The sequence below is a fragment of the Nitratidesulfovibrio vulgaris str. Hildenborough genome, from assembly GCF_000195755.1.
Classification (GTDB): Bacteria; Desulfobacterota; Desulfovibrionia; order Desulfovibrionales; family Desulfovibrionaceae; genus Nitratidesulfovibrio; species Nitratidesulfovibrio vulgaris.
In genome coordinates this window covers 3,208,297-3,226,501 of sequence record NC_002937.3, presented here as the reverse complement: position 1 = coordinate 3,226,501, position 18,205 = coordinate 3,208,297, and the positions used below count along the sequence as shown (strand labels likewise).

The following is an 18,205-nucleotide window of genomic DNA, read 5'->3' as shown; positions in this document are numbered from 1 at the left end:
TGGGCGAGCAGGAAGGGCTGACGTGGCGGTTTCCGGCCTTCAGTGAAGGCGGAGTCGCTGCAGTGTCGCCCTTTTGCCTTCATGAAAAAAATGTTGCGGAATATCCGGTGATGACCGGTTGATAGAGGCGCGGGCGAAGGCCCGCGCCTTTTGCATGGGGTATGCCCTCATTGTGTTTTGGGTCGAAACGACTATCTTCCGCAGCGGAGGGGGCATCGGGCTGGCGTCGTACTCCGTCCACCAGCCTGGGCAGACCGGCAGGATGCCGGGTAAGGCCGCATGGGGTAGATGAAGCCACCCCTCGCAGCCGGGAAAGGCTGCAAACTTCTCTGTAACCCATAAAGGGTGCTGCGAGAAACGTCGATAAGACGGAAGCCCCGCACATCATTCTACCGTGGAGTCGCGTTCATGCTCAAGGAATGCAGCATCAAATGGAAGGTTCTGGGGGTCGCGCTGGTGGGGCCGCTTGTAGTGGCGGCCATCATGGCGTGGCAGCGCGTCGGCGACATCCGCGAAGGGGCCGACGAGGCCATTCTCGAAAAGAGTCGGGCCATCGTGCTCATGGCCGAGGCCACACGAAACGAGATGGCACGCAAGCTTGAGATAGGGCTCATGAAGCCCTTCGACCAGTTGCCGCCCGACAAGGTTCTCGACGCCGTGCCCGTGGTGACCGCCATGCGTATGGCCGGACAGAATGCCAAGGAGGCGGGCTACGAATTCAGGGTGCCCAAGGTGCGCCCCCGCAATCCGGCGAACACACCGACGGAACTCGAACTCAAGGTGCTGAAGCAGCTAGAGGAGAAGAATCTGCCGGAGCTCGTCATCTACGAGAAAGACAAGATACGCTATTTCAGACCCATACGTCTCACTTCGGAATGCCTCTACTGCCATGGCGACCCGGCGGGGGAACGCGATGTCATGGGCGGCACGAAGGAAGGTTGGAAGGTCGGCGAGATGCACGGTGCCTTCGAGGTGATCAGCTCGCTTGAGAAGGCGCATGAACGCACCGCCATGGCGCAGGTGAGCGTCGCCGGATGGACGGCTGGCATTCTGGCCGTACTGGGCGTCGTGGCCTGGACGCTGCTTCGTACCGGCATCATCACTCCTCTTGAACGCATCCGCGGTTTTGCTTCCACGGTCGCGTCAGGCAAGCTTGACGCCCGTCCTGAAGGCGAGTTCTATGCTGAACTCGGCGAGGTGAAGGGTGCCATAGAGACCATGGTCGACAACCTCAAGGTGAAGATGGGCGAGGCCGAGTCGCATGGACGCGAAGCGGCCGCCGAAGCCCGTCGCGCTGAAGAGGCCCTTGCCGTGGCGCGACAGCAGGAGGAGCGTGTCTCGAGCCTTCTCGGGCAGATGCAGCAGGTGGCAAAGCAGGCTGTGGGCATCGCCCAGCAGGTGTCCATGGCCGCCGAGGCCCTCGCCGCGCAGGTCGATCAGGTGTCAGCCGGGGCGGAACAGCAGAGTGCGCGTACCGCCGAGACGGCTACCGCCATGGAAGAGATGAACGCCACGGTTCTCGAGGTCGCCCGCAGTTCGTCAAGTTCTGCCACCAGTGCCGATCAGGCGCGGAATCAGGCATTGCAGGGCGAGAAGGTCGTCACCGAGGCCGTGAACGCCATCCGCGAGGTGCATACGCAGGCGCAGGAACTGCAAGGCGCCATGTCCACCCTCGGCAGGCAGACCGAAGACATCAGCCGTATCATGGATGTCATCTCCGACATCGCCGACCAGACCAACCTGCTGGCGCTCAACGCCGCCATCGAGGCGGCGCGTGCGGGTGAGGCAGGACGCGGTTTCGCGGTGGTCGCTGACGAGGTGCGCAAGCTGGCCGAAAAGACCATGACCGCCACCAAGGAAGTGGGCTCGGCCATCCAGACGATCCAGACGGGGGCGCGAGGCAACATGCAGGGCATGGAGAAGGCCGCGCTGGCTGTGGAGCGTGCCACTACGCTGGCCCATGAGTCGGGCGAGGCGCTCAAGCGCATCGTCTCGCTGTCGGAGGAGAACTCCGATCAGGTCCGTTCCATCGCCACGGCGGCGGAGCAGCAGTCGGCGACGAGCGAGGAGATCAACCGGGCTGTCGAGGATGTGAGCCGTATCGCATCGGAGACGGCAGACGGCATGACGCAGGCCGCTTCTGCGGTGACCCGCCTTGCCCAACTGGCCCGTGAACTGGAAGGACTCATCGAGAAGCTTGAGGTGGCAGGCAGGGCCTAGCTACCTGTCTGTCCGGATGTCATATGACCCAGACGGCCCGCTGCGAAGCGGGCCGTTTTCGTTTTGTCTGCCTCGTGGTTGCGGACTGTGGGAGACTGGCGGGAGTGCCTGCCCCATGCCCGCCATGCGAACGTACGCTTGCGCGCCGTGACGAGCGGTGCTTACCCGCCTGAGGCGGTGCGACCACGTGGCATCGTGAGGGGGCATCCGGTTCCCCCGCCCTGCGGGAGACCGTCTCGCGTCGTGGGTACCGCTAGTTGCGAGGCGGCAGGGGAGATGCGTGTCTGGCGTAACGCGCCTGGTCGACACGTCTGGCCGAAACGCGTCTAGCCGAAACGCGTCAGGCCGCAGCCCGCCGCTGGCTGAGCACCACGCCCGCGAGTACGAGCAATGATGCGAGATACTGGCTCGGGCTGAGTTCATCACCAAGCACCACGCGCCCCATGATCAGGGTGAGGACGGGGATGAGGTTGATGTACGAAGCGGCCTGTCCCGCGGGCAGCCTGCTGACCCCGTAGTTGTATAGACCGTATGCGCCCAGCGTGATGCATACGCCGAGATAGAGGACGGCAAGGGTAGGCGTCAGGGGTAGGCTTGTCGGCAGAGTGACCCCCGGCAGGGCGAGAACGGGCAGGAAGAAGACGAAACCCGCCAGTGACTGGACAGCCGTAATGAACAGGGGTGGATAGGTGGAGGAGAGGCGCTTGGCGCTGATGACATACCCGGTGGCCGTGAGCATGGCGCAGACTTCGAGCGCATTGCCGAGCATGGGGTTGGGGGCGTTCTCCGTCACCTGACCGCCGAGGCTGAGCCAGACGACCCCTGCGATGGCAAGGCAGAACCCGGCCCATGCACTGCGGGCCATATGCTCCTTGAGGACGAACCGGGCGGCCACGGCGACACTGAGGGGCATCATGGCCACGATCATGCCCGCCTGAGAGGCCGAGGTGTACTCCAGCGCGTAGGCCTCGAAGACGAAATAGAGGCACGGCTCGCACATCGTCATGAAGCCGAGGAGCTTCCAGTCTCCGGCACGATAGCGCACTCCCGAGAAGTTGCGTCGCCACACGGCGATGAAGATGACCGAGGCGATGGCCATGCGACCGAAGATCATGACCATGGGATCGAAGCCCGTGAGGGCGATCTTCATGGCGATGAACGAACTGCTCCACAGAAGCATGGCGAGCAGGAGGGCTATGGTCGCCGTGGTGCGACCGCCCTGCGTGAGCGTGTGCGATGTCATGCGGGGGGTCTACCCCCAAGTGGCGGTGAAGTCCATTGCAGTGGCTGCACGACAGGGTGCGTTTGCCTGTGCGAGGCGTGAAGGCCGCATACACACGGCGGACGCGTCGTGTCTGTTGCGGGGAAGGGACGTGTGGCGCCTTGGCGTCAGGGGCGCAGGACAGGTGGTGCGGCAGGCAGCCTGCTGTGCTGCGAAGGCTTGATGCGTTGGCACGCGTTGCCGCAGACGTTCAGATGCATATGTCTGCGGCAACGCAGGCAGGGGGCTTCAGACGGTCTTGCGCCGCTTCTCCCACAGTTTCATGTCCTTCATCTTCTTGCGGCGTTCACGCTGCAGGGCCTTGCAAACGAGGGGCATGTCCTTCTTGTAGCCGTATTTCTCCCGGTACGTGTCAGGAGTGAGGTCGTGCAGCATGAGGTGCTTGCGGGTGATAATCTTGAAGCTCTTGCCGCATTCGAGACAGGTGATGGACTTCTCTTTCAGTGCGCGCGACGCATCGACAGGTGCCGCTTCAGCCTCCGGCTGCTCGGCTGGTTCGCCGTCGGAGATGCTCCGTATGGCATTGGCGAGTTTGAAGACCATGGAACTGATCTCGTCTTCTGTCATGGTGCGAACGCTGGCCTGGGCTTTTACGATTTCCAGGGCCTGTTTGAGATGGTCTTCCATCGAATGCTCCTTTATCCGGAATGTGTGTATGCTGCTTAAACTGGATTTCCCGCCATGCGGAAACATTCATTGTATCTGTACTATGCGTATCAAGGGTAAAGCACAATGATTTTTTGCATGTCATCGTACTGCATGTGAAGCGAGGATAACGCGATTGTGTGTTCTGGTAACACGGCACAGTGTCGTTGCGGTGTGCCGCGTTGTAAGGAAAGTCGACAGGATGTGCTGCATAGATATGGCAATCTTCGAAAAGGTAAGACGTTATGAGGTCTTCTCCCAGGCGTTACGTTTGGCGTAGAGAAAGTCGTGTCCTTCGCCGGGGTAGGTGCGACGCTCATCTTGCGGGACGACGGGGGCAGGCGCAGGCCATGCTGCGGGGCGCGGGGCCGGGCCTTCAAGCGCCGAAGGCACCGGGGCCGAATCTGTCATGCGGGGACGGCTGCGGACATCCACCCCGGAGACCTGCGTGCTGAATTCGATGGCGATACCGTTGGGGTCGAAACTGTAGATGGAGTGGATGAAACCATGGTCGACAGGTTCGGAACACCAGAAGCCCGCACCTTCAAGTCGTGCCTTGATGTCCCACAGGTCGTCGTCACTCGCCACACCCAGTGCAATATGGTCGAAGGCTACGGGCCCGCGCTGGGGTGCGCCGTGGTCCTTTTCTGCGACAGGGGTCACGCCGTCCCATTCGAAGAACGCCACCGTATCCACAGAAGATACGGCGAAGAAGTACTGCCTGTACCCGGCGTGTCCCAGCCCGGCCACGAGGGGCAGCCCGAGAAGGTCGCGCCAGAAGCGCACCGTGGCATCCATGTCGCCGGTCACGAGCGCGATGTGGTTGAATCCTGTATAGCGGGGCATGGTATCTTCCTTTCAGGGATTCATATCCCCATGATGTTGCCTTTTGCGGCATGTTACGACGACGGTGCTGCGCTTCGTGTTCCGCAGCGTATCCGTCACGCGTGGAAAGGCATGGCACGGCAGTGCATGCAGAATGCCACTGAACAACTATAGCCAGCTTTCGCGTCCATGGAAACGGGGGCGACTTCAAAAGATGATGCTGATGGATAGAATATGCGTGAAGGCACTGGTGATGGTGCCGTATGCGCTGGGGTAGCGGGCGAGGCGTCGCAGTCCGGAGTCGTCACAGCCAGTCTCCGCGCCATGCGCATGAATCTGGCATGCTGGCACAGGTACGATGCGTAACAAGGTCCGATGCGTATGCCATCGGATGGTTTGCAGCGCGGTTTGCGTCCGTTCTTGCGAGTATGGTGCGACGGATATACGCGTATGAAGGCCCAGATACCTTCTGCTGTGCGTTCTTCTCTCGCCTCGCTGATGCGCCCGCATCGCCCGGGCCGTCATGACGTCCCATACAGTACGTACGGCCTAGTGCACTGCGTTGCATCCGTGGCTGCGGTCTGTGTTGCGTGGCGTGAACGCGGGGGCAGCGGTTGCTACGCAGGTGAGTCCGCACCTGATACGGGAACAAGGGGGGGGCAGGCCTCGGTCGCGCCTATGAGACGGTCGCCCGAGGCCCCCATCGAGGCCCTCCATCCATGAGAGTGCCTGAAGGGCCGTGTGTCGCCACTGGTACGGGCCGTCTTTCAGTTTCCGGCTGCGAGTCGTTCCAGTGCCTTGAAGAGATTGTCCAGAGGGGGGCGCTTGTCGATGTCGCTCACTTCCACGAGGCGAACGACGCCAGCCTTGTCGATGAGCACGAGGGCACGTTCCGCGATGCCCTCGGGCCTGAGAAGACCATAGCGCATGGTCACGGCACCATGGGGCCAGAAATCCGAAACGACGGGGAACCATAGCGGAGAGGGATGCCCGGCGGCATCCGTTCCCATTTCGCGTGTCCATGCGGCGAGAGACGGTACATTGTCTGCGGCGATGCCCACCACAATCGCCCCGAGTGCCTCGAAACGCGGCTTCAACATGCCATAACCCGCCCACTGGGACGAGCACACCGGGGTGAAGGCGGCGGGGACGAAAGAGAGCACGACGGCCTTGTGTCCCCTGAACGAAGCCAGTCGAAGTCGGGTGCCGTCCACGGCGGGCAGGTCGAAGTCGGGGGCTTCATCGCCGGGGCGGATGACGGGGGCGTTCTGCAGCGCAGCCTGTGCGCCACCCTGTACGGTAGTCTGGCGGGTTGCAGTGGCGGCGGTAACGGATGACGTCGCCTGCCCGTTCCTCGCCGGGGCACATGCCGCAAGGCAGGCAAACAGGACGACCCACAGCACACCTGTCGTCATGTGGTGGACGCCTTGCCGGCGTGGGGGGCACGGGCTGTTGGCGGGCAACAGCCGTCGGGAGTCCGGAAGGCATTCATGGAGGGTATGCCCTGTGGCGGCTGTTCGCGGCAGCATGCCCCCCTTCATGGACGCAGGGGGTACACGACGTCCGCTTCTCGCACCTCCGGCAGCAGGGGGCCGCGTGTGCGTCAGGCTGGAAGCTTCTCTGTTCATGGCGTCCTCCGTCTTGTACGTCCGTGCACCGTCTGTGGTTATGGTGTGCCGATGTCCTGCCCCGGTGTGCTGCCCCGGTGTGCTGCCAAGACCTGACAGCCCAGTGTCCTGCCTGTCCTGTGCCGCCTGCCGGGAATGCGCATCAGGCTGTCGTGCCCTTCCTGCTTCGGCCCTGTGCGTTGTCCACGTCTCGGGCACACATGGCCTCGGGCACATATGGTCTCGGGCATGCCTGATGCCGTACGCCGGAGGGGCGGGCGGCAGGTTGGCGGGCATGGCGTGCGTGGCGCCATGCGTTACAATACGGCTGCCTGCCGGGGGGCGCGCGTCAGTCGCTCCCGCAAAGCGTACGCAGTTCCCTGATGAAGTCGTCGACGCCGGACATGCGGCCCGTGCGCGAAAGCAGCACCACGGGCTTGCCGCGGTCGCGCAATGACACGAGGAAGAAGTGCGGTGTGCCGGGTTCGCCCAGGGTCTTGTGCATTTCGAGGTCTGGGTCGATGGCGAGGGGAAAAGGCACACTGTATGTTTCGCGGAAGAGGTCGACCTCCGTCTGGGTGTTGCCCGCCCCGAGGCCCAGCAGGGCGAGTTCGCCTATGGGCTGCATGTCGGCGATGCGCGCGGACAGCCGGTTCATGTCCGGGGCTTCGCGCTGGCAATGCGGACAGTACATGCTGAAGACCTCGATGAGCACGTGACGCGCCTTCACGTCCGAAAGCCTGAATGGGCCGTCACCCTCAAGCCCCAGCATGGCTTTCTGGGGGGAGGTGAACTGGCCTTGCAGCGTGATGTCCGGGAAGGGGGCACCGGCTTCGAGGGGCGTAGCGTGTCCCGCGACGGATTGCGATGCAAGCAGGAAAAGGCAGAGGAGCGCGATGGCGCGGAAGCTGGATGCGATGGTGTCGTTCATGCCCTGCTCCTTATCATGATGGAGAAAAGGGTCTACGCACGCTCCGGGGCTGCCCGGCGGCATTCAGGTATTGGCCCGGCGCAGACCGAGTGCACGGGTGCTGGCTGGACGCGCAGGCACCGGACGGGCGTCTGGCAGGCACTGTCAGTGACCGGGTGCTGCCCGGCACAGGTGCTGTGCTGCATACCTCACGTCATGCCCTGTCAGGAGCGTCGGGTCTGCCAGCCGTCTTCAGGGCATGTGCACCTTGTACCATCGTCGGTTTGTAGATGTAAGCGGTATACCCGTCCAGTGGAGAGGTATTGAGCGTGATGTGTCACCGGCCTTCTTTGGCGATGCCGTGGCGTCACGTCCCGTGCAGGGGATGCGGTCACCCGGAATCGTGTCTTCGGGCAGGTGTTTACCGTCATCGCTGGCGAGGGTATGGAGACGTGTGCCGCGAGATGGGCCGTGCGAGGGCGCATGGTGCCGTTGTTCGCCTTGGGCGGCGTGGTGTGGCGGCATGACGCACTCCGCCCCGTGAAGGGGCCACAGGCGGGCATGGGTGATGGCGCAAGGCGCGGGAGGTCGCATGACGGATCAGGGCAGGGCGTACATGTACGGGGCCGCCACGGTGGGCATATGGTCGACGGTGGCCACGGCCTTCAAGCTGGCGTTGCGCCACCTCGACCCGTTGCAGCTTCTACTGGTGGCCACCATCGTCTCGTTGCTGGTGCTGCTGACCGTGCTGGCGTGGCAGGGGCGGTTGCGTGAACTCGGTTCCGTGTGCCGCGCCGACCTCGCCCGGAGCGCACTGCTTGGTGCGCTGAACCCGTTCCTCTACTATGTGGTGCTGTTCGAAGCCTACAGGCTGCTGCCCGCACAGGTGGCGCAGCCGGTCAACTACACGTGGGCCATCACCCTCACGTTGCTCTCTGTGCCGCTGCTGGGCCATCGCGTCACCCGTGGTGAACTCCTCGCCGTGCTGGTGAGTTATGCCGGGGTGGTGTGCATCGCCACCCGTGGCGACCTCGCCACCCTCGCCGAGGGCAATCTGCATGGCGTGGCCCTGGCACTGGCGAGTACGGTCATATGGGCACTGTACTGGATAGCCAACACCCGTTCTGCCCTTGAACCCGTTCTGGGGCTCACGCTGGGTTTCGCCTTCGGGCTGCCATGGGTGCTTGGGGCGACCTTGGCCTTCTCGTCGCTGCCCCTCTCGGGAGAGGCGCTGCGCGGGTTGCCCGCTGCCGCCTACGTGGGGGCCTTCGAGATGGGCGTGTCGTTCATCTTCTGGCTGAAGGCCATGAAGCTGACATCTTCGGCGGCGCGCATCGGCAACCTCATCTTCTTCTCGCCCTTCCTTTCGCTGGTGCTCATCAGCCTTGTGCTTGGCGAGCGCATCCTGCCGACGACGCTGCTTGGCCTTGCCTGCATCGTCCTTGGCAACCTGTTGCAGCAACGCGCGTCGCGTCGGTAGGTCTGGCGTCGATGGCGTCGGGGGGTACACCCGGATGTGCCGGGGATGTCGGGATGCGCCCGGATACGTCAGGATACGTCAGGATATGTCGGGATATATCAGGCTACGCCCCGGCATGATGCCATCCCATCGCGTCCGCCTGTCCGCCCGTCTGGCCACCTGACCGCCCATCTGGCCGTGCGTGTACTTGTCGGGTGAGACCCGGATGGACGTGCGGCCGCATGCCTTCCAGACGGGAGTGCTGGCGTGGGCGGTCAGCGGGGTGCTGTCATCCTGCCGTGCGCCTTCCGGCGTTCGTGCCCTGCGGGCGTCACGCCTTGTCGCGCAGGAGCACCCATGTCAGTTCGTGCTTGTTGTGGGCAAGGTGGAAGAGTTGCGACCCCGGTATGGCGGCGAAGGCCGCTGCGGTGGCGTGGTCGGTGGTCGCCTGGAACTTGAGCGTGCAGACGAAGTTGCGGCATTGCCCGCGCTCGAGCCAGCGTTGCACGGTGGCGAGAAGCCTGTCGGGGTAGCAGATGACGTCGGAGAAGAACCAGTCCACGGCCCCGGCGTGCTGCGGGTCGAGACCGAACGCGCTGCCGGTGCAGAAGTTCACGTTGGGCATGGCGGCGATGTGCGGTGCGATGTCCGCCTTGTCGACGCTGAAGACGCGCGCCCCAAGTCCGGCGAGAACCCATGTCCACCCGCCGGGACAACTGCCCATGTCGAGGCACAGCTCACCGGGGGCGGGCTGTACGCCGAGTCTGGTGAAGGTCTCCCACAGTTTGAGGTAGGCGCGGGTGGGCGGGTCGATGCGGTTCTCCACGAAGTGCACCTCGCCGTCGGGGAAGGGCGATGAACACCGCGCCGAGGCGATGACAAGGTCATGCTCCCACAACGTCCACGAACCCAGCGGGGCGGTGGGGGCCGGTGTGCCGAAGACATGGGGTCTGGCACTCACATGCGGCAGCTTCCCGGCGATGAGGGCGGCGCGGCGGTGGTGGTCGACGGCGTGCAGGAACCAGTTGCGCTGGATGCCCTTGAGCCGTGTCGCCGCATCGCCGATGGAACCTATGCGCATCTCCACCGGGTCGAGCCAGATGTTCTGCGCCCACGCTGCGTGGCGCGGGCCGCCCGAGGCCCGTACGAGCCTGCCCCGCACGTCGATGACACGCGGGCCCAGTTCGTCGATGAGGTCCTGTTCGTAGCCTGCGGGGGCGAGATAGACGGTGTACTGCGGCATGATGGCTCCGGTGGTGCGTTTCGGGGCAGGGCTTACCGTTTCGGGGCGACGCTGGCAAGGTGGCGGCGAAGCGCCTGTCCTTCGTGTGGATGTAGATAAGGTCATCCGTCTCGCCATGCTGCATCGTCTTGCGGTCGCGCCCTGCCGCCGTTACCCTGCACGATAAGGATACCGTATGCGACGCCTTCTGCCCATGCTCCCACTGGCCGCCCTGCTGCTGCCCTTCGCCGTAGGCGTCATGCTGACGGCGTTGCAGTCGTTGGGCATAGGGGTGCCCGCAGGTAGCGCTCAAGGGGGACTCTCGTTGTATGGCTGGCGCACCCTGCTGCACGGCGGGGCGGCGGATTCGCTGCTCTATGGCGTTCGTGTGGCGGGACTGTCTGCCGCCATCTCGGTGGTGCTGGGCATGGTGGCTGCCTATGGCGTGTGGAGGTTGCCCCGTCGCTGGCAGTGGGCAGGGCTTCTGCCGCGTGTGCCCCTCATCCTGCCGCACATCGCCGTGGCATGGCTGGTGGTGCTGGTGTGCGCCCGGTCCGGCGTGCTTTCGTCGCTGTCGTACGCGCTGGGGATGACAGCGGGGCAGGGCGACTTTCCGGCATTGCTCTACGGCGGTGACGGATGGGGCATGATCATCGCCTATGTCTGGAAGGAGACCCCCTTCGTCATGTTGCTGGTGGTCGCCTCGCTGCGGCGTCTCGACCCGCGCCTCGTGGAGATGGGCCGGATGCTGGGCGGCGGGCGCTGGCGAACCTTCCGTGCCGTGGTGTTGCCCCATGTGGCCCCGGTATTGCGCGTCTGTCTCGTCATACTCTTCCTCTACGCGCTGGGGGCCGTGGAGGTGCCCTTCGTCCTTGGCGAGACCCGGCCCGTCATGCCGGGCATAGCCGCCTACAACGCCTTCTTCCATGGTGACTTCGCAGGACGCCCCGCGGCCATGGCCCTGCTTTCGGCACTCTTCGTCTTCGGGGTGGGCGTCGTCGCCCTGTACGCCTTTCTTGAGGGGCGGTGTCTCTCCGGCCTGCTGACCGGGCGCGTCATGGGCCGTGCGCAGGACGGGCGGTTGCCGTCAGACCCGATGCAAGACGGGTATCCGTCCGGTCGGCAACAGGACTGGCGGCACTCCGGGGACCTGCTATCGTCCGCATGCCGATGGGCCGCCATGCGGGCCGCATCCGTGCCGGATGTCCGTGGGCGACGGTGGTCCATGGGGGGGCAGTGGCCCATGGCCCGTCAGGTGTCGTTGTCGAGGCGGTTTCTGTCTGCAACAGGGGCGGAGGGTGCTTCGGTTCCAGCGGCAGGGCAGGGCGGGAGGATGGAACCCCGCGCCAGCGGAGGGACGCTTCGCACAGGACATGGGCTGCCCCATTCCCGTTTCCGGTCGCAGGAAAGTGTGCGCCCCGCGCTGGTCACAGCCGCGCTGGTGGCCGTGTTCGTCCTGCCCCTGCTTGCCCTCGTGGTGCAGGTGGCGGCCCCGGTGTGGTCGTGGCCCGACCTGTGGCCCCGTGATTTCAGCCCGCGTACCGTCCTCTGGCTGATGGACAATGGGCCCGTAGTGATGCGACATCTCGCATGGTCGGTCTGGTATGCCCTGCTCACCACGGGGTTGTGCCTCGTGGTCTGTCTGCTGCCCGCCCGTGCGCTGGCCTTCGGCCTTGTGCCTTCCGGCCCGCTGGTAGAGGGACTGTTGCTGTCCCCGGCCCTGCTGCCCGCCATGGGCTTCGCCCTCGGACTGTACGGGGTCTTCGTCCGGTCGGGCCTTGCCGACACCACGGTGGCGGTGGTGCTCGTCCTTGCGGTGGTGTCGTTTCCGTATATGCTGCGGGCCCTCATGGTCGGCTGGCAGACCGTGGGGCCGGACTACGCCCGTTGCGCCGCCAATCTGGGGGCGGGGCCGTTGCGCACCCTGCTGGCCGTGGAACTGCCACTCCTGCTGCCCGCTGTGGTGGCGGGCGGGTCGGTGGTCTTTCTCGTGGCCTTCTCCGACTATTTTCTCGTCTACCTCGTGGGGGGCGGGCTGGTGCCCTCGTTCACCGGTTTCCTCTTTCCGGTGTTGCAGTCGGGAGACCGTTCACTGGCCGCGCTTCTGACACTCGTCTTCATGGCCGTGCCGGTGTTGCTCTTCGTCCTCGTCGAGGGGCTGACACTGTATTTCATGCACAGGCGCGGGATGTAGCGAAGGCGGACAATCTGCAAGGCTGGCCACGGTCGCCCCGACCGCATCCGGCACTCCGACCGCATCCGGGCACCCCGACCAAATGCACGCTCAACTTGCGTTCCGGAACGCTAGGCCCTATAGTCGGCAGCTTCCTCCCACTCCAACCTAGAGGGAGCGCGCCTCAATGCCGCACAAAGGTCCCCATATTTCCATCTCCGCCGACTTCGTGGTCAACCGTATGCTCCGCATCAACCTCGACGAGTTCGAGGACTGGCCGGAGGCCGTGCGCGAGGTTGCCATCGAGATCGCGGAAGAGCTTTTCCTCGTCGTCTACAATCCGTTCATCGACGCCGAGACCGTGAAGACCAGCGTGCGCACCCGGTTCGAGAGCGAAAAACCGGCTCTCGCCCACCATTACGCCACGAGCATCGGTGAAGGCATCACCATGTTCTGGAGTGCACACGAGGCCGAAGTGGCCTTCCGCGATGAACTCATCCGCCGTCTGGGGCAGATGCTGCCCAAGGCGTGCATCGACTCCCGCCCCGCTGCGCTGGTGGAGAATTCCACCGACGCCACCGACCTTCGCATGGAACTACCCATCCTCGTGGTCGCGCCCGACACGGCGGAACAGGTGAGTGCCATCGTGCGTCTCGCCAACGAGATGAAGTTCGCAATCATCCCGCGTGGCGGCGGTTCCGGTCTCACCGGCGGTGCCGTTCCCGCGCGTCGGCGCACGGTCATCATGAGCCTCACCCGCCTCACGCGCATCACCAGTGTCGACACCGATGCCCTGCGCCTGTGCTGCGAGGCGGGCGTCATCACCAACGACGCCATCCGTGCGGCGTCTGCCAAGGGGCTGCTCTTCACCGTCGACCCCGCGTCCAAGACGGCGTCCACCATCGGCGGCAACATCTCCGAGAACTCCGGCGGGCCGTTCGCCTTCGAATACGGCACCACGCTCGACAACCTGCTCTCATGGCGCATGGTCACCCCTACGGGTGAGATCATCGACGTGGAGCGCGCCGATCACCCCGGTCACAAGATACTGCCCGACGAGACGGCGGTGTTCGAGGTCAAGGACGTGAGCGGCGGCGTGCGCAACGTGGTGCACCTGCGGGGCGACGAGATACGCCTGCCCGGCCTTGGCAAGGACGTGACGAACAAGGCCCTCGGCGGTCTGCCCGGTGTGCAGAAGGAGGGCGTGGACGGCATCATCACCGAAGCCTGCTTCGCCCTCTACCGCAAGCCCGTGTACTCGCGGGTTCTGGTGCTGGAGTTCTTCGGACGCTCCATGCACAACGCCATGCTGGTCATCAAGGACGTCATCGGCATGCGCGACCGCATCCGGCAGGATGGCGACTACGTGAAGTTCTCCGCCCTTGAGGAGTTCGGCACCAAGTACGTGCAGGCCATCGAGTACCGCAAGAAGTCGGACGTCTACGAGGGCGAGCCCATCTCGGTGCTCATCATCCAGATGGACGGCGACGACGAGTACCTGCTCGACCGCACCGTGCAGGAGGTGGTGGACATCGCCACCCCGTACGACAACGTGGATGCCTTCGTGGCACGCGACGAGAAGGAGGCCGAGGTCTTCTGGGAAGACAGGCACCGCCTCTCCGCCATCGCCAGACGCACCTCGGGCTTCAAGATCAACGAGGACGTGGTCATCCCCACCGACTCCATCCCCGATTTCGCCCTGTTCATCGAACAGCTCAACCTCGAGTGCTCGGCACAGGCCTACCGGTCGGCCCTGCAGGAGGTGGGGCGCTTGCAGGGGATGCCGATGGAGGACAAGGACATCAACCGCGAGTTCACCTATGCCTCGCGTGCGGGGCGCGGTGACATCTCGGCGTCGGAACTCAGCGACGAGGAGATGCAGATTCGCGCGGTGGTCTTCCTTGGCGAACTGGGGCAGAAGTACCCCAACCTCGCCCGTCGTATCGAGCGCATCAAGGACCACATGCTGGCCACGCGCATCATCGTGGCCAACCACATGCACGCCGGAGACGGCAACTGCCACGTCAACATCCCGGTCAACTCCAACGACCCCGTGATGCTGCACAATGCGGAGCAGGTGGCGGCACGCGTCATGTCCAAGGCGCAGGAGTTCGGTGGCGAGGTGTCGGGCGAGCACGGCATCGGCATCACCAAGATAGGCTTCCTGCGAGCGGACAAGATGGAGGCCCTGAAGGAGTTCAAGGCCCGCGTCGACCCGCGCAACGTGCTGAACCCCGCCAAGCTGACGCAGCGAGAACTGCCGGTTCGTCCGTTCACCTTCTCGTTCAACCGCCTCATCGAGGACATCCGCCAGAGCGGTCTGCCCGACAAGGAACGGCTCATCACCCTGCTCGCCAACGTGCAGATCTGCACCCGTTGCGGCAAGTGCAAGCAGGTGTGCCCCATGCACTACCCCGAGCAGTCGTTGCAGCACTACCCGCGCAACAAGAACATCGCCCTCGGTGCGCTCATCGAGGCGGTGTACTACTCGCAGGTGAACAAGGGCAGGCCCGATCCCCTTCTGCTGACCGAAGTACGGACCATGATGGAGCACTGTACCGGTTGCGGCAAGTGCGCCGCGGTGTGTCCCGTCAAGATCAACTCCGGCGAGGTGGCACTGGCGCTCAGGGCCTTCGTCGAAGAGGAGGGCGCGGGCGGACACCCCATCAAGAGCCGGGTGCTCGACTGGCTGGTGGGGGACCCCGCGGCACGTGTTCCGCGTGCCGCCAAGCTCGCCGCCGTGGGGCAGAAGGTGCAGAACCGCTTCGTGGGACTGGTGCCCGCAGGGTGGCGCGAACGCATGGACAACCCGCTCTTCGCAGGGCCGGGGCCGGAGGTTGGGTACAACAACCTCGCCGAGGCCGTACGGCTGGACAAGGGTTCCATCTTCGTGCCCGCGCAGGGCGACAGGACGACCGAGGCGGTACTCTACTTCCCCGGATGCGGCGGCAGTCTCTTCTATCGCAACATCGGTCTTGCGGGGCTCATGCTCATGCTCGAAGCGGGCGTGGGCGTGGTGATGCCCGACAGGCACCTGTGCTGCGGCTATCCGCTGCTGGCGGCAGGGGCCGACGAGAGTTTCACGAAGAACCTCGACCGCAACCGCACGGCGCTGCGGGCTGTCATCGAGAAGGCGCGTGCTGCGGGCCTCGAGGTCAGCCACGTCATCACCGCCTGCGGTTCGTGCCGCGACGGTCTCGCACGGCATGAACTGCCCGGTCTGTTCGGCGGTGGGATGCAGCACAAGGACCTCGTGCAGTTCCTTGTGGAACGCATGCCCGCCACCACCAAGGCAGAAGGCCGCGAGGTGCTCTACCACCCGGCGTGTCACGCCGAGTGGACGGGGGTGCACAAGGTCAAGGCCGCAGGCATCTACGCGCAGGCCCTCGGGGCGTTCACCGGTGCCAGGCTGCGGGTCAACCCCGGTTGCTGTGGCGAATCCGGCATGGGGGCCATGACCTCGCCCTCCATCTACAACCGCTTGCGTCGCCGCAAGCGCCAGCGCCTCGAAGTCGACTTCGCCAGCTACGACCCGCAGGGGCCGGTGGTGGTGGGGTGTCCCTCGTGCAAGGTGGGCATCGCCCGCACGCTGCTGGCCCTGCGCGACAAGCGGCCGGTGCTGCATACCGTGGAATGGCTGGCGGCGTTGCGTCACGGCGAAGACTGGCGGCGGCACTTCCGTCGGGCCGTACTCGATTCGCTCGGTCGCGAGGCCGTGCGTACCGTGGACATGAGCGGCCTCGACGGCTGACATTACCCTGGCGCGGAGGGGACGTTACGGCACGGTGCCGTGGCGTCTCCTCCCGAATCCACTTTTGCCTGACGGGTGCACATGAAGTTTCTCGGCATCGACTACGGGCAGCGCCGTACCGGCATCGCCGTCACCGATGCGGGAGGGCGCATGGCCTTTCCGCGGCGCACCATCGCCATGACGACGCGTGATGCCTTCTTCGTCGAACTTCTCGGCATGGTCGAGGTTGAGTGCCCTGATGCCTTCGTGGTGGGGTTGCCCCGTCTTCCCGGCGGGGAGGAGACCCTGACCACGCGGCAGGTGCGTAATTTCGTGGAACGCCTCAAGCGGCGCACGACGTTGCCGGTGTACTTCATGCCCGAAGAACTCAGCTCTTTCGAGGCCGAGGACGACCTGCGCGACGCCGGTCTGCGCGGGCGTAGGCTTGAAGCTGTGGTAGACCAGCAGGCTGCGGTGCGCATCCTCGAATCCTTCCTTGCCGTACCCGAAGAGCGCCGGAGTCTCGCATGACGGCTGACGGAAAGCTGGACGACGCGCAAACGGACGCGCACGAGTCCCCATCCCCTGATGATACCGTCATCGACGGAGGAACGTCGCCTCTGCCATCCGAAGCCAGCGAGGCGCCCTCCGGTGACGCCGCGCCTGTCGAGGCTGCGACACCGCCGGACGACCCCGCATCGGCATCCGGTGGCGACCATCCGCCAAGCACTCCCCCGTCACCCCCGTCGCCCCCGTCATCCCCGCCCACGCTGGCCACGCCGTCCACGCAGTCGTCCCCGCCGCTGTCATCCCGTCCGGCATGGCTGCGGTGGCTGCTGCGCCTTCTGGGTGTGCTGTGCCTCGTGGTGCTGTGCGCGGGCGGCTACGCGGGCTATGACGCATGGCGTTTTCTGAACGTGCCGCCCCAGACCCCCGGCGAGGAGACGACCTTCGACGTGGAACCCGGTGCCTCGTTCGACAAGGTGGCGCGACAGCTTGAACAGCGAGGGCTCGTCTCCAGCGCGTGGCGGTTCAAGCTGCTGGGGCACTGGATGGAGTGGACGGGCAGCCTCAAGGCCGGACGTTTCGCCATGCACACGGGCTGGACACCCGGCCGCGTCCTTGACCAGCTTGTCAACGGACAGCCCATCCTCTATCGCCTGACCTTGCGGGAAGGGCTCACATGGTGGGAAGTGGGACGCCTTCTCGAAAGCGAGGGATTCGCCCGGTTCTCAGATTTCAGCGCCGTCATCCACGACCCGGCCTTCCTGCGGCACTACGGCATCCCGTTCGATTCGGCAGAGGGGTTCCTGTTCCCCGAGACCTACCTGCTCAAGAAACCGCAGACGTTGAACCGTGAAGCCGCCCGGTCTGTGGCGGGGCGTCTTGTCGATACGTTCTGGCGAAGCACCGCCGCTGTACTGCCGCTGGGGCACAGGACACCTCCCGACGATTTGCGGCGGCTGGTGACGCTGGCGTCCATCGTCGAACGTGAGACGGGTGTGCCCGCAGAACGTGCCCGCGTTGCCGGGGTGTACACAAACCGCTTGCGTGTGGGGATGATCCTTCAGGCCGACCCCACGGTCATCTACGGCCTCGGCCCCACCTTCGACGGCAACCTGCGGCGCAGTCATCTGCAGGATGGCGACAACCCCTACAATACCTACCGCAAGCCGGGGCTGCCGCCCGGCCCCATCTGTTCACCGGGGTTCGAGGCGTTGCAGGCGGCAGTGAAGCCCGAAGACCACGGCTACTTCTACTTTGTCGCCCGCAAGGACGGCACCCATCAGTTCAGCACCAACCTCGACGACCATAACGCCGCCGTGCGCAAGTTCCAGTTGGGCCGCTAGCCAGCCGACAGGACGGATTCGCGGAGTGGCGCGCAGCCTGAACATACACCGCTCATGAGGTGCGCGTGTGCATCGCTGGGGGGGCCACGAACGTTCACGATTCATGCGCGCAGGGCACGGAGGACCTGCCATCCCTTCATGCGGATGTGAAGGCTCGCGTGTCGTCTGCCCGTGGGCGTGCCCGAGAGCGAGTCTGTGCCCGAGAGCGTGTCTGTGCGTGTTGGGGCGTGTTGGGGCGCGTCAGGGCATGACAGTGGACGTGCCTGTGCGCATGCCGCGGGG

12 protein-coding genes are annotated in these 18,205 nt (G+C 64.9%); 6 read left to right on the top strand and 6 right to left on the bottom strand.

Annotated features, from left to right (window positions below; all coding sequences use genetic code 11):
• The first annotated feature begins 408 nt into the window (after nucleotides 1-408).
• On the top strand, nucleotides 409-2,220 hold the full coding sequence (locus DVU_RS14485) for a methyl-accepting chemotaxis protein (RefSeq protein ID WP_011791517.1): 1,812 nt from the start codon (nucleotides 409-411) through the stop codon (nucleotides 2,218-2,220).
• A gap of 340 nt (nucleotides 2,221-2,560) precedes the next feature.
• On the opposite strand, the gene DVU_RS14480 is transcribed toward DVU_RS14485, so the two are convergent.
• From DVU_RS14480 to DVU_RS14460, 5 genes are all read right to left on the bottom strand, one after another.
• Nucleotides 2,561-3,463: a DMT family transporter gene (locus tag DVU_RS14480; RefSeq protein WP_010940340.1), complete on the bottom strand. Its 903-nt coding sequence runs from the start codon at nucleotides 3,461-3,463 to the stop codon at nucleotides 2,561-2,563.
• 267 nt (nucleotides 3,464-3,730) lie between these two features.
• Nucleotides 3,731-4,129 carry a MucR family transcriptional regulator gene (locus tag DVU_RS14475; protein ID WP_010940339.1) on the bottom strand — a complete coding sequence of 133 codons (399 nt, stop codon included), beginning with the start codon at nucleotides 4,127-4,129 and terminating at the stop codon, nucleotides 3,731-3,733.
• 261 nt (nucleotides 4,130-4,390) lie between these two features.
• Entirely contained in the window at nucleotides 4,391-4,993 is a 603-nt protein-coding gene (locus tag DVU_RS14470) for a VOC family protein (protein ID WP_010940338.1), read from the bottom strand.
• A 746-nt stretch (nucleotides 4,994-5,739) separates the two neighbouring features.
• Entirely contained in the window at nucleotides 5,740-6,387 is a 648-nt protein-coding gene (locus tag DVU_RS14465; RefSeq protein WP_014524610.1) for a peroxiredoxin, read from the bottom strand.
• Nucleotides 6,388-6,928: 541 nt separating this feature from the next.
• On the bottom strand, nucleotides 6,929-7,510 hold the full coding sequence (locus DVU_RS14460) for a peroxiredoxin family protein (RefSeq protein WP_010940335.1): 582 nt from the start codon (nucleotides 7,508-7,510) through the stop codon (nucleotides 6,929-6,931).
• Nucleotides 7,511-8,081: 571 nt separating this feature from the next.
• Between DVU_RS14460 and DVU_RS14455 the strand changes: the two genes are divergently transcribed.
• Nucleotides 8,082-8,969, top strand: coding sequence for a DMT family transporter (locus DVU_RS14455; protein ID WP_010940333.1), 888 nt, complete (start codon nucleotides 8,082-8,084; stop codon nucleotides 8,967-8,969).
• A 310-nt stretch (nucleotides 8,970-9,279) separates the two neighbouring features.
• Here DVU_RS14455 and DVU_RS14450 read toward each other — a convergent pair whose 3' ends face one another.
• Nucleotides 9,280-10,191: an SAM-dependent methyltransferase gene (locus DVU_RS14450; RefSeq protein WP_010940332.1), complete on the bottom strand. Its 912-nt coding sequence runs from the start codon at nucleotides 10,189-10,191 to the stop codon at nucleotides 9,280-9,282.
• A 175-nt stretch (nucleotides 10,192-10,366) separates the two neighbouring features.
• Between DVU_RS14450 and DVU_RS16975 the strand changes: the two genes are divergently transcribed.
• From DVU_RS16975 to mltG, 4 genes are all read left to right on the top strand, one after another.
• Nucleotides 10,367-12,364, top strand: coding sequence for an ABC transporter permease subunit (locus tag DVU_RS16975; protein ID WP_014524609.1), 1,998 nt, complete (start codon nucleotides 10,367-10,369; stop codon nucleotides 12,362-12,364).
• 166 nt (nucleotides 12,365-12,530) lie between these two features.
• Nucleotides 12,531-16,094: an FAD-binding and (Fe-S)-binding domain-containing protein gene (locus tag DVU_RS14440; RefSeq protein ID WP_010940330.1), complete on the top strand. Its 3,564-nt coding sequence runs from the start codon at nucleotides 12,531-12,533 to the stop codon at nucleotides 16,092-16,094.
• A gap of 81 nt (nucleotides 16,095-16,175) precedes the next feature.
• Nucleotides 16,176-16,604 carry a Holliday junction resolvase RuvX gene (gene ruvX, locus DVU_RS14435; RefSeq protein ID WP_010940329.1) on the top strand — a complete coding sequence of 143 codons (429 nt, stop codon included), beginning with the start codon at nucleotides 16,176-16,178 and terminating at the stop codon, nucleotides 16,602-16,604.
• Entirely contained in the window at nucleotides 16,601-17,923 is a 1,323-nt protein-coding gene (mltG, locus tag DVU_RS14430; protein ID WP_010940328.1) for an endolytic transglycosylase MltG, read from the top strand. Before ruvX ends, mltG begins: the two co-directional genes overlap by 4 nt.
• Nucleotides 17,924-18,205: the final 282 nt, after the last annotated feature.

Coding starts and splice junctions, on each gene's coding strand:
- DVU_RS14460 (WP_010940335.1), bottom strand. CDS start 7,510: ATGAACGACACCATCGCATCCAGCTTCCGCGCCATCGCGCTCCTCTGC.
- DVU_RS16975 (WP_014524609.1), top strand. CDS start 10,367: ATGCGACGCCTTCTGCCCATGCTCCCACTGGCCGCCCTGCTGCTGCCC.
- DVU_RS14480 (WP_010940340.1), bottom strand. CDS start 3,463: ATGACATCGCACACGCTCACGCAGGGCGGTCGCACCACGGCGACCATA.
- DVU_RS14475 (WP_010940339.1), bottom strand. CDS start 4,129: ATGGAAGACCATCTCAAACAGGCCCTGGAAATCGTAAAAGCCCAGGCC.
- mltG (WP_010940328.1), top strand. CDS start 16,601: ATGACGGCTGACGGAAAGCTGGACGACGCGCAAACGGACGCGCACGAG.
- DVU_RS14470 (WP_010940338.1), bottom strand. CDS start 4,993: ATGCCCCGCTATACAGGATTCAACCACATCGCGCTCGTGACCGGCGAC.
- ruvX (WP_010940329.1), top strand. CDS start 16,176: ATGAAGTTTCTCGGCATCGACTACGGGCAGCGCCGTACCGGCATCGCC.
- DVU_RS14450 (WP_010940332.1), bottom strand. CDS start 10,191: ATGCCGCAGTACACCGTCTATCTCGCCCCCGCAGGCTACGAACAGGAC.
- DVU_RS14465 (WP_014524610.1), bottom strand. CDS start 6,387: ATGACGACAGGTGTGCTGTGGGTCGTCCTGTTTGCCTGCCTTGCGGCA.
- DVU_RS14455 (WP_010940333.1), top strand. CDS start 8,082: ATGACGGATCAGGGCAGGGCGTACATGTACGGGGCCGCCACGGTGGGC.
- DVU_RS14440 (WP_010940330.1), top strand. CDS start 12,531: ATGCCGCACAAAGGTCCCCATATTTCCATCTCCGCCGACTTCGTGGTC.
- DVU_RS14485 (WP_011791517.1), top strand. CDS start 409: ATGCTCAAGGAATGCAGCATCAAATGGAAGGTTCTGGGGGTCGCGCTG.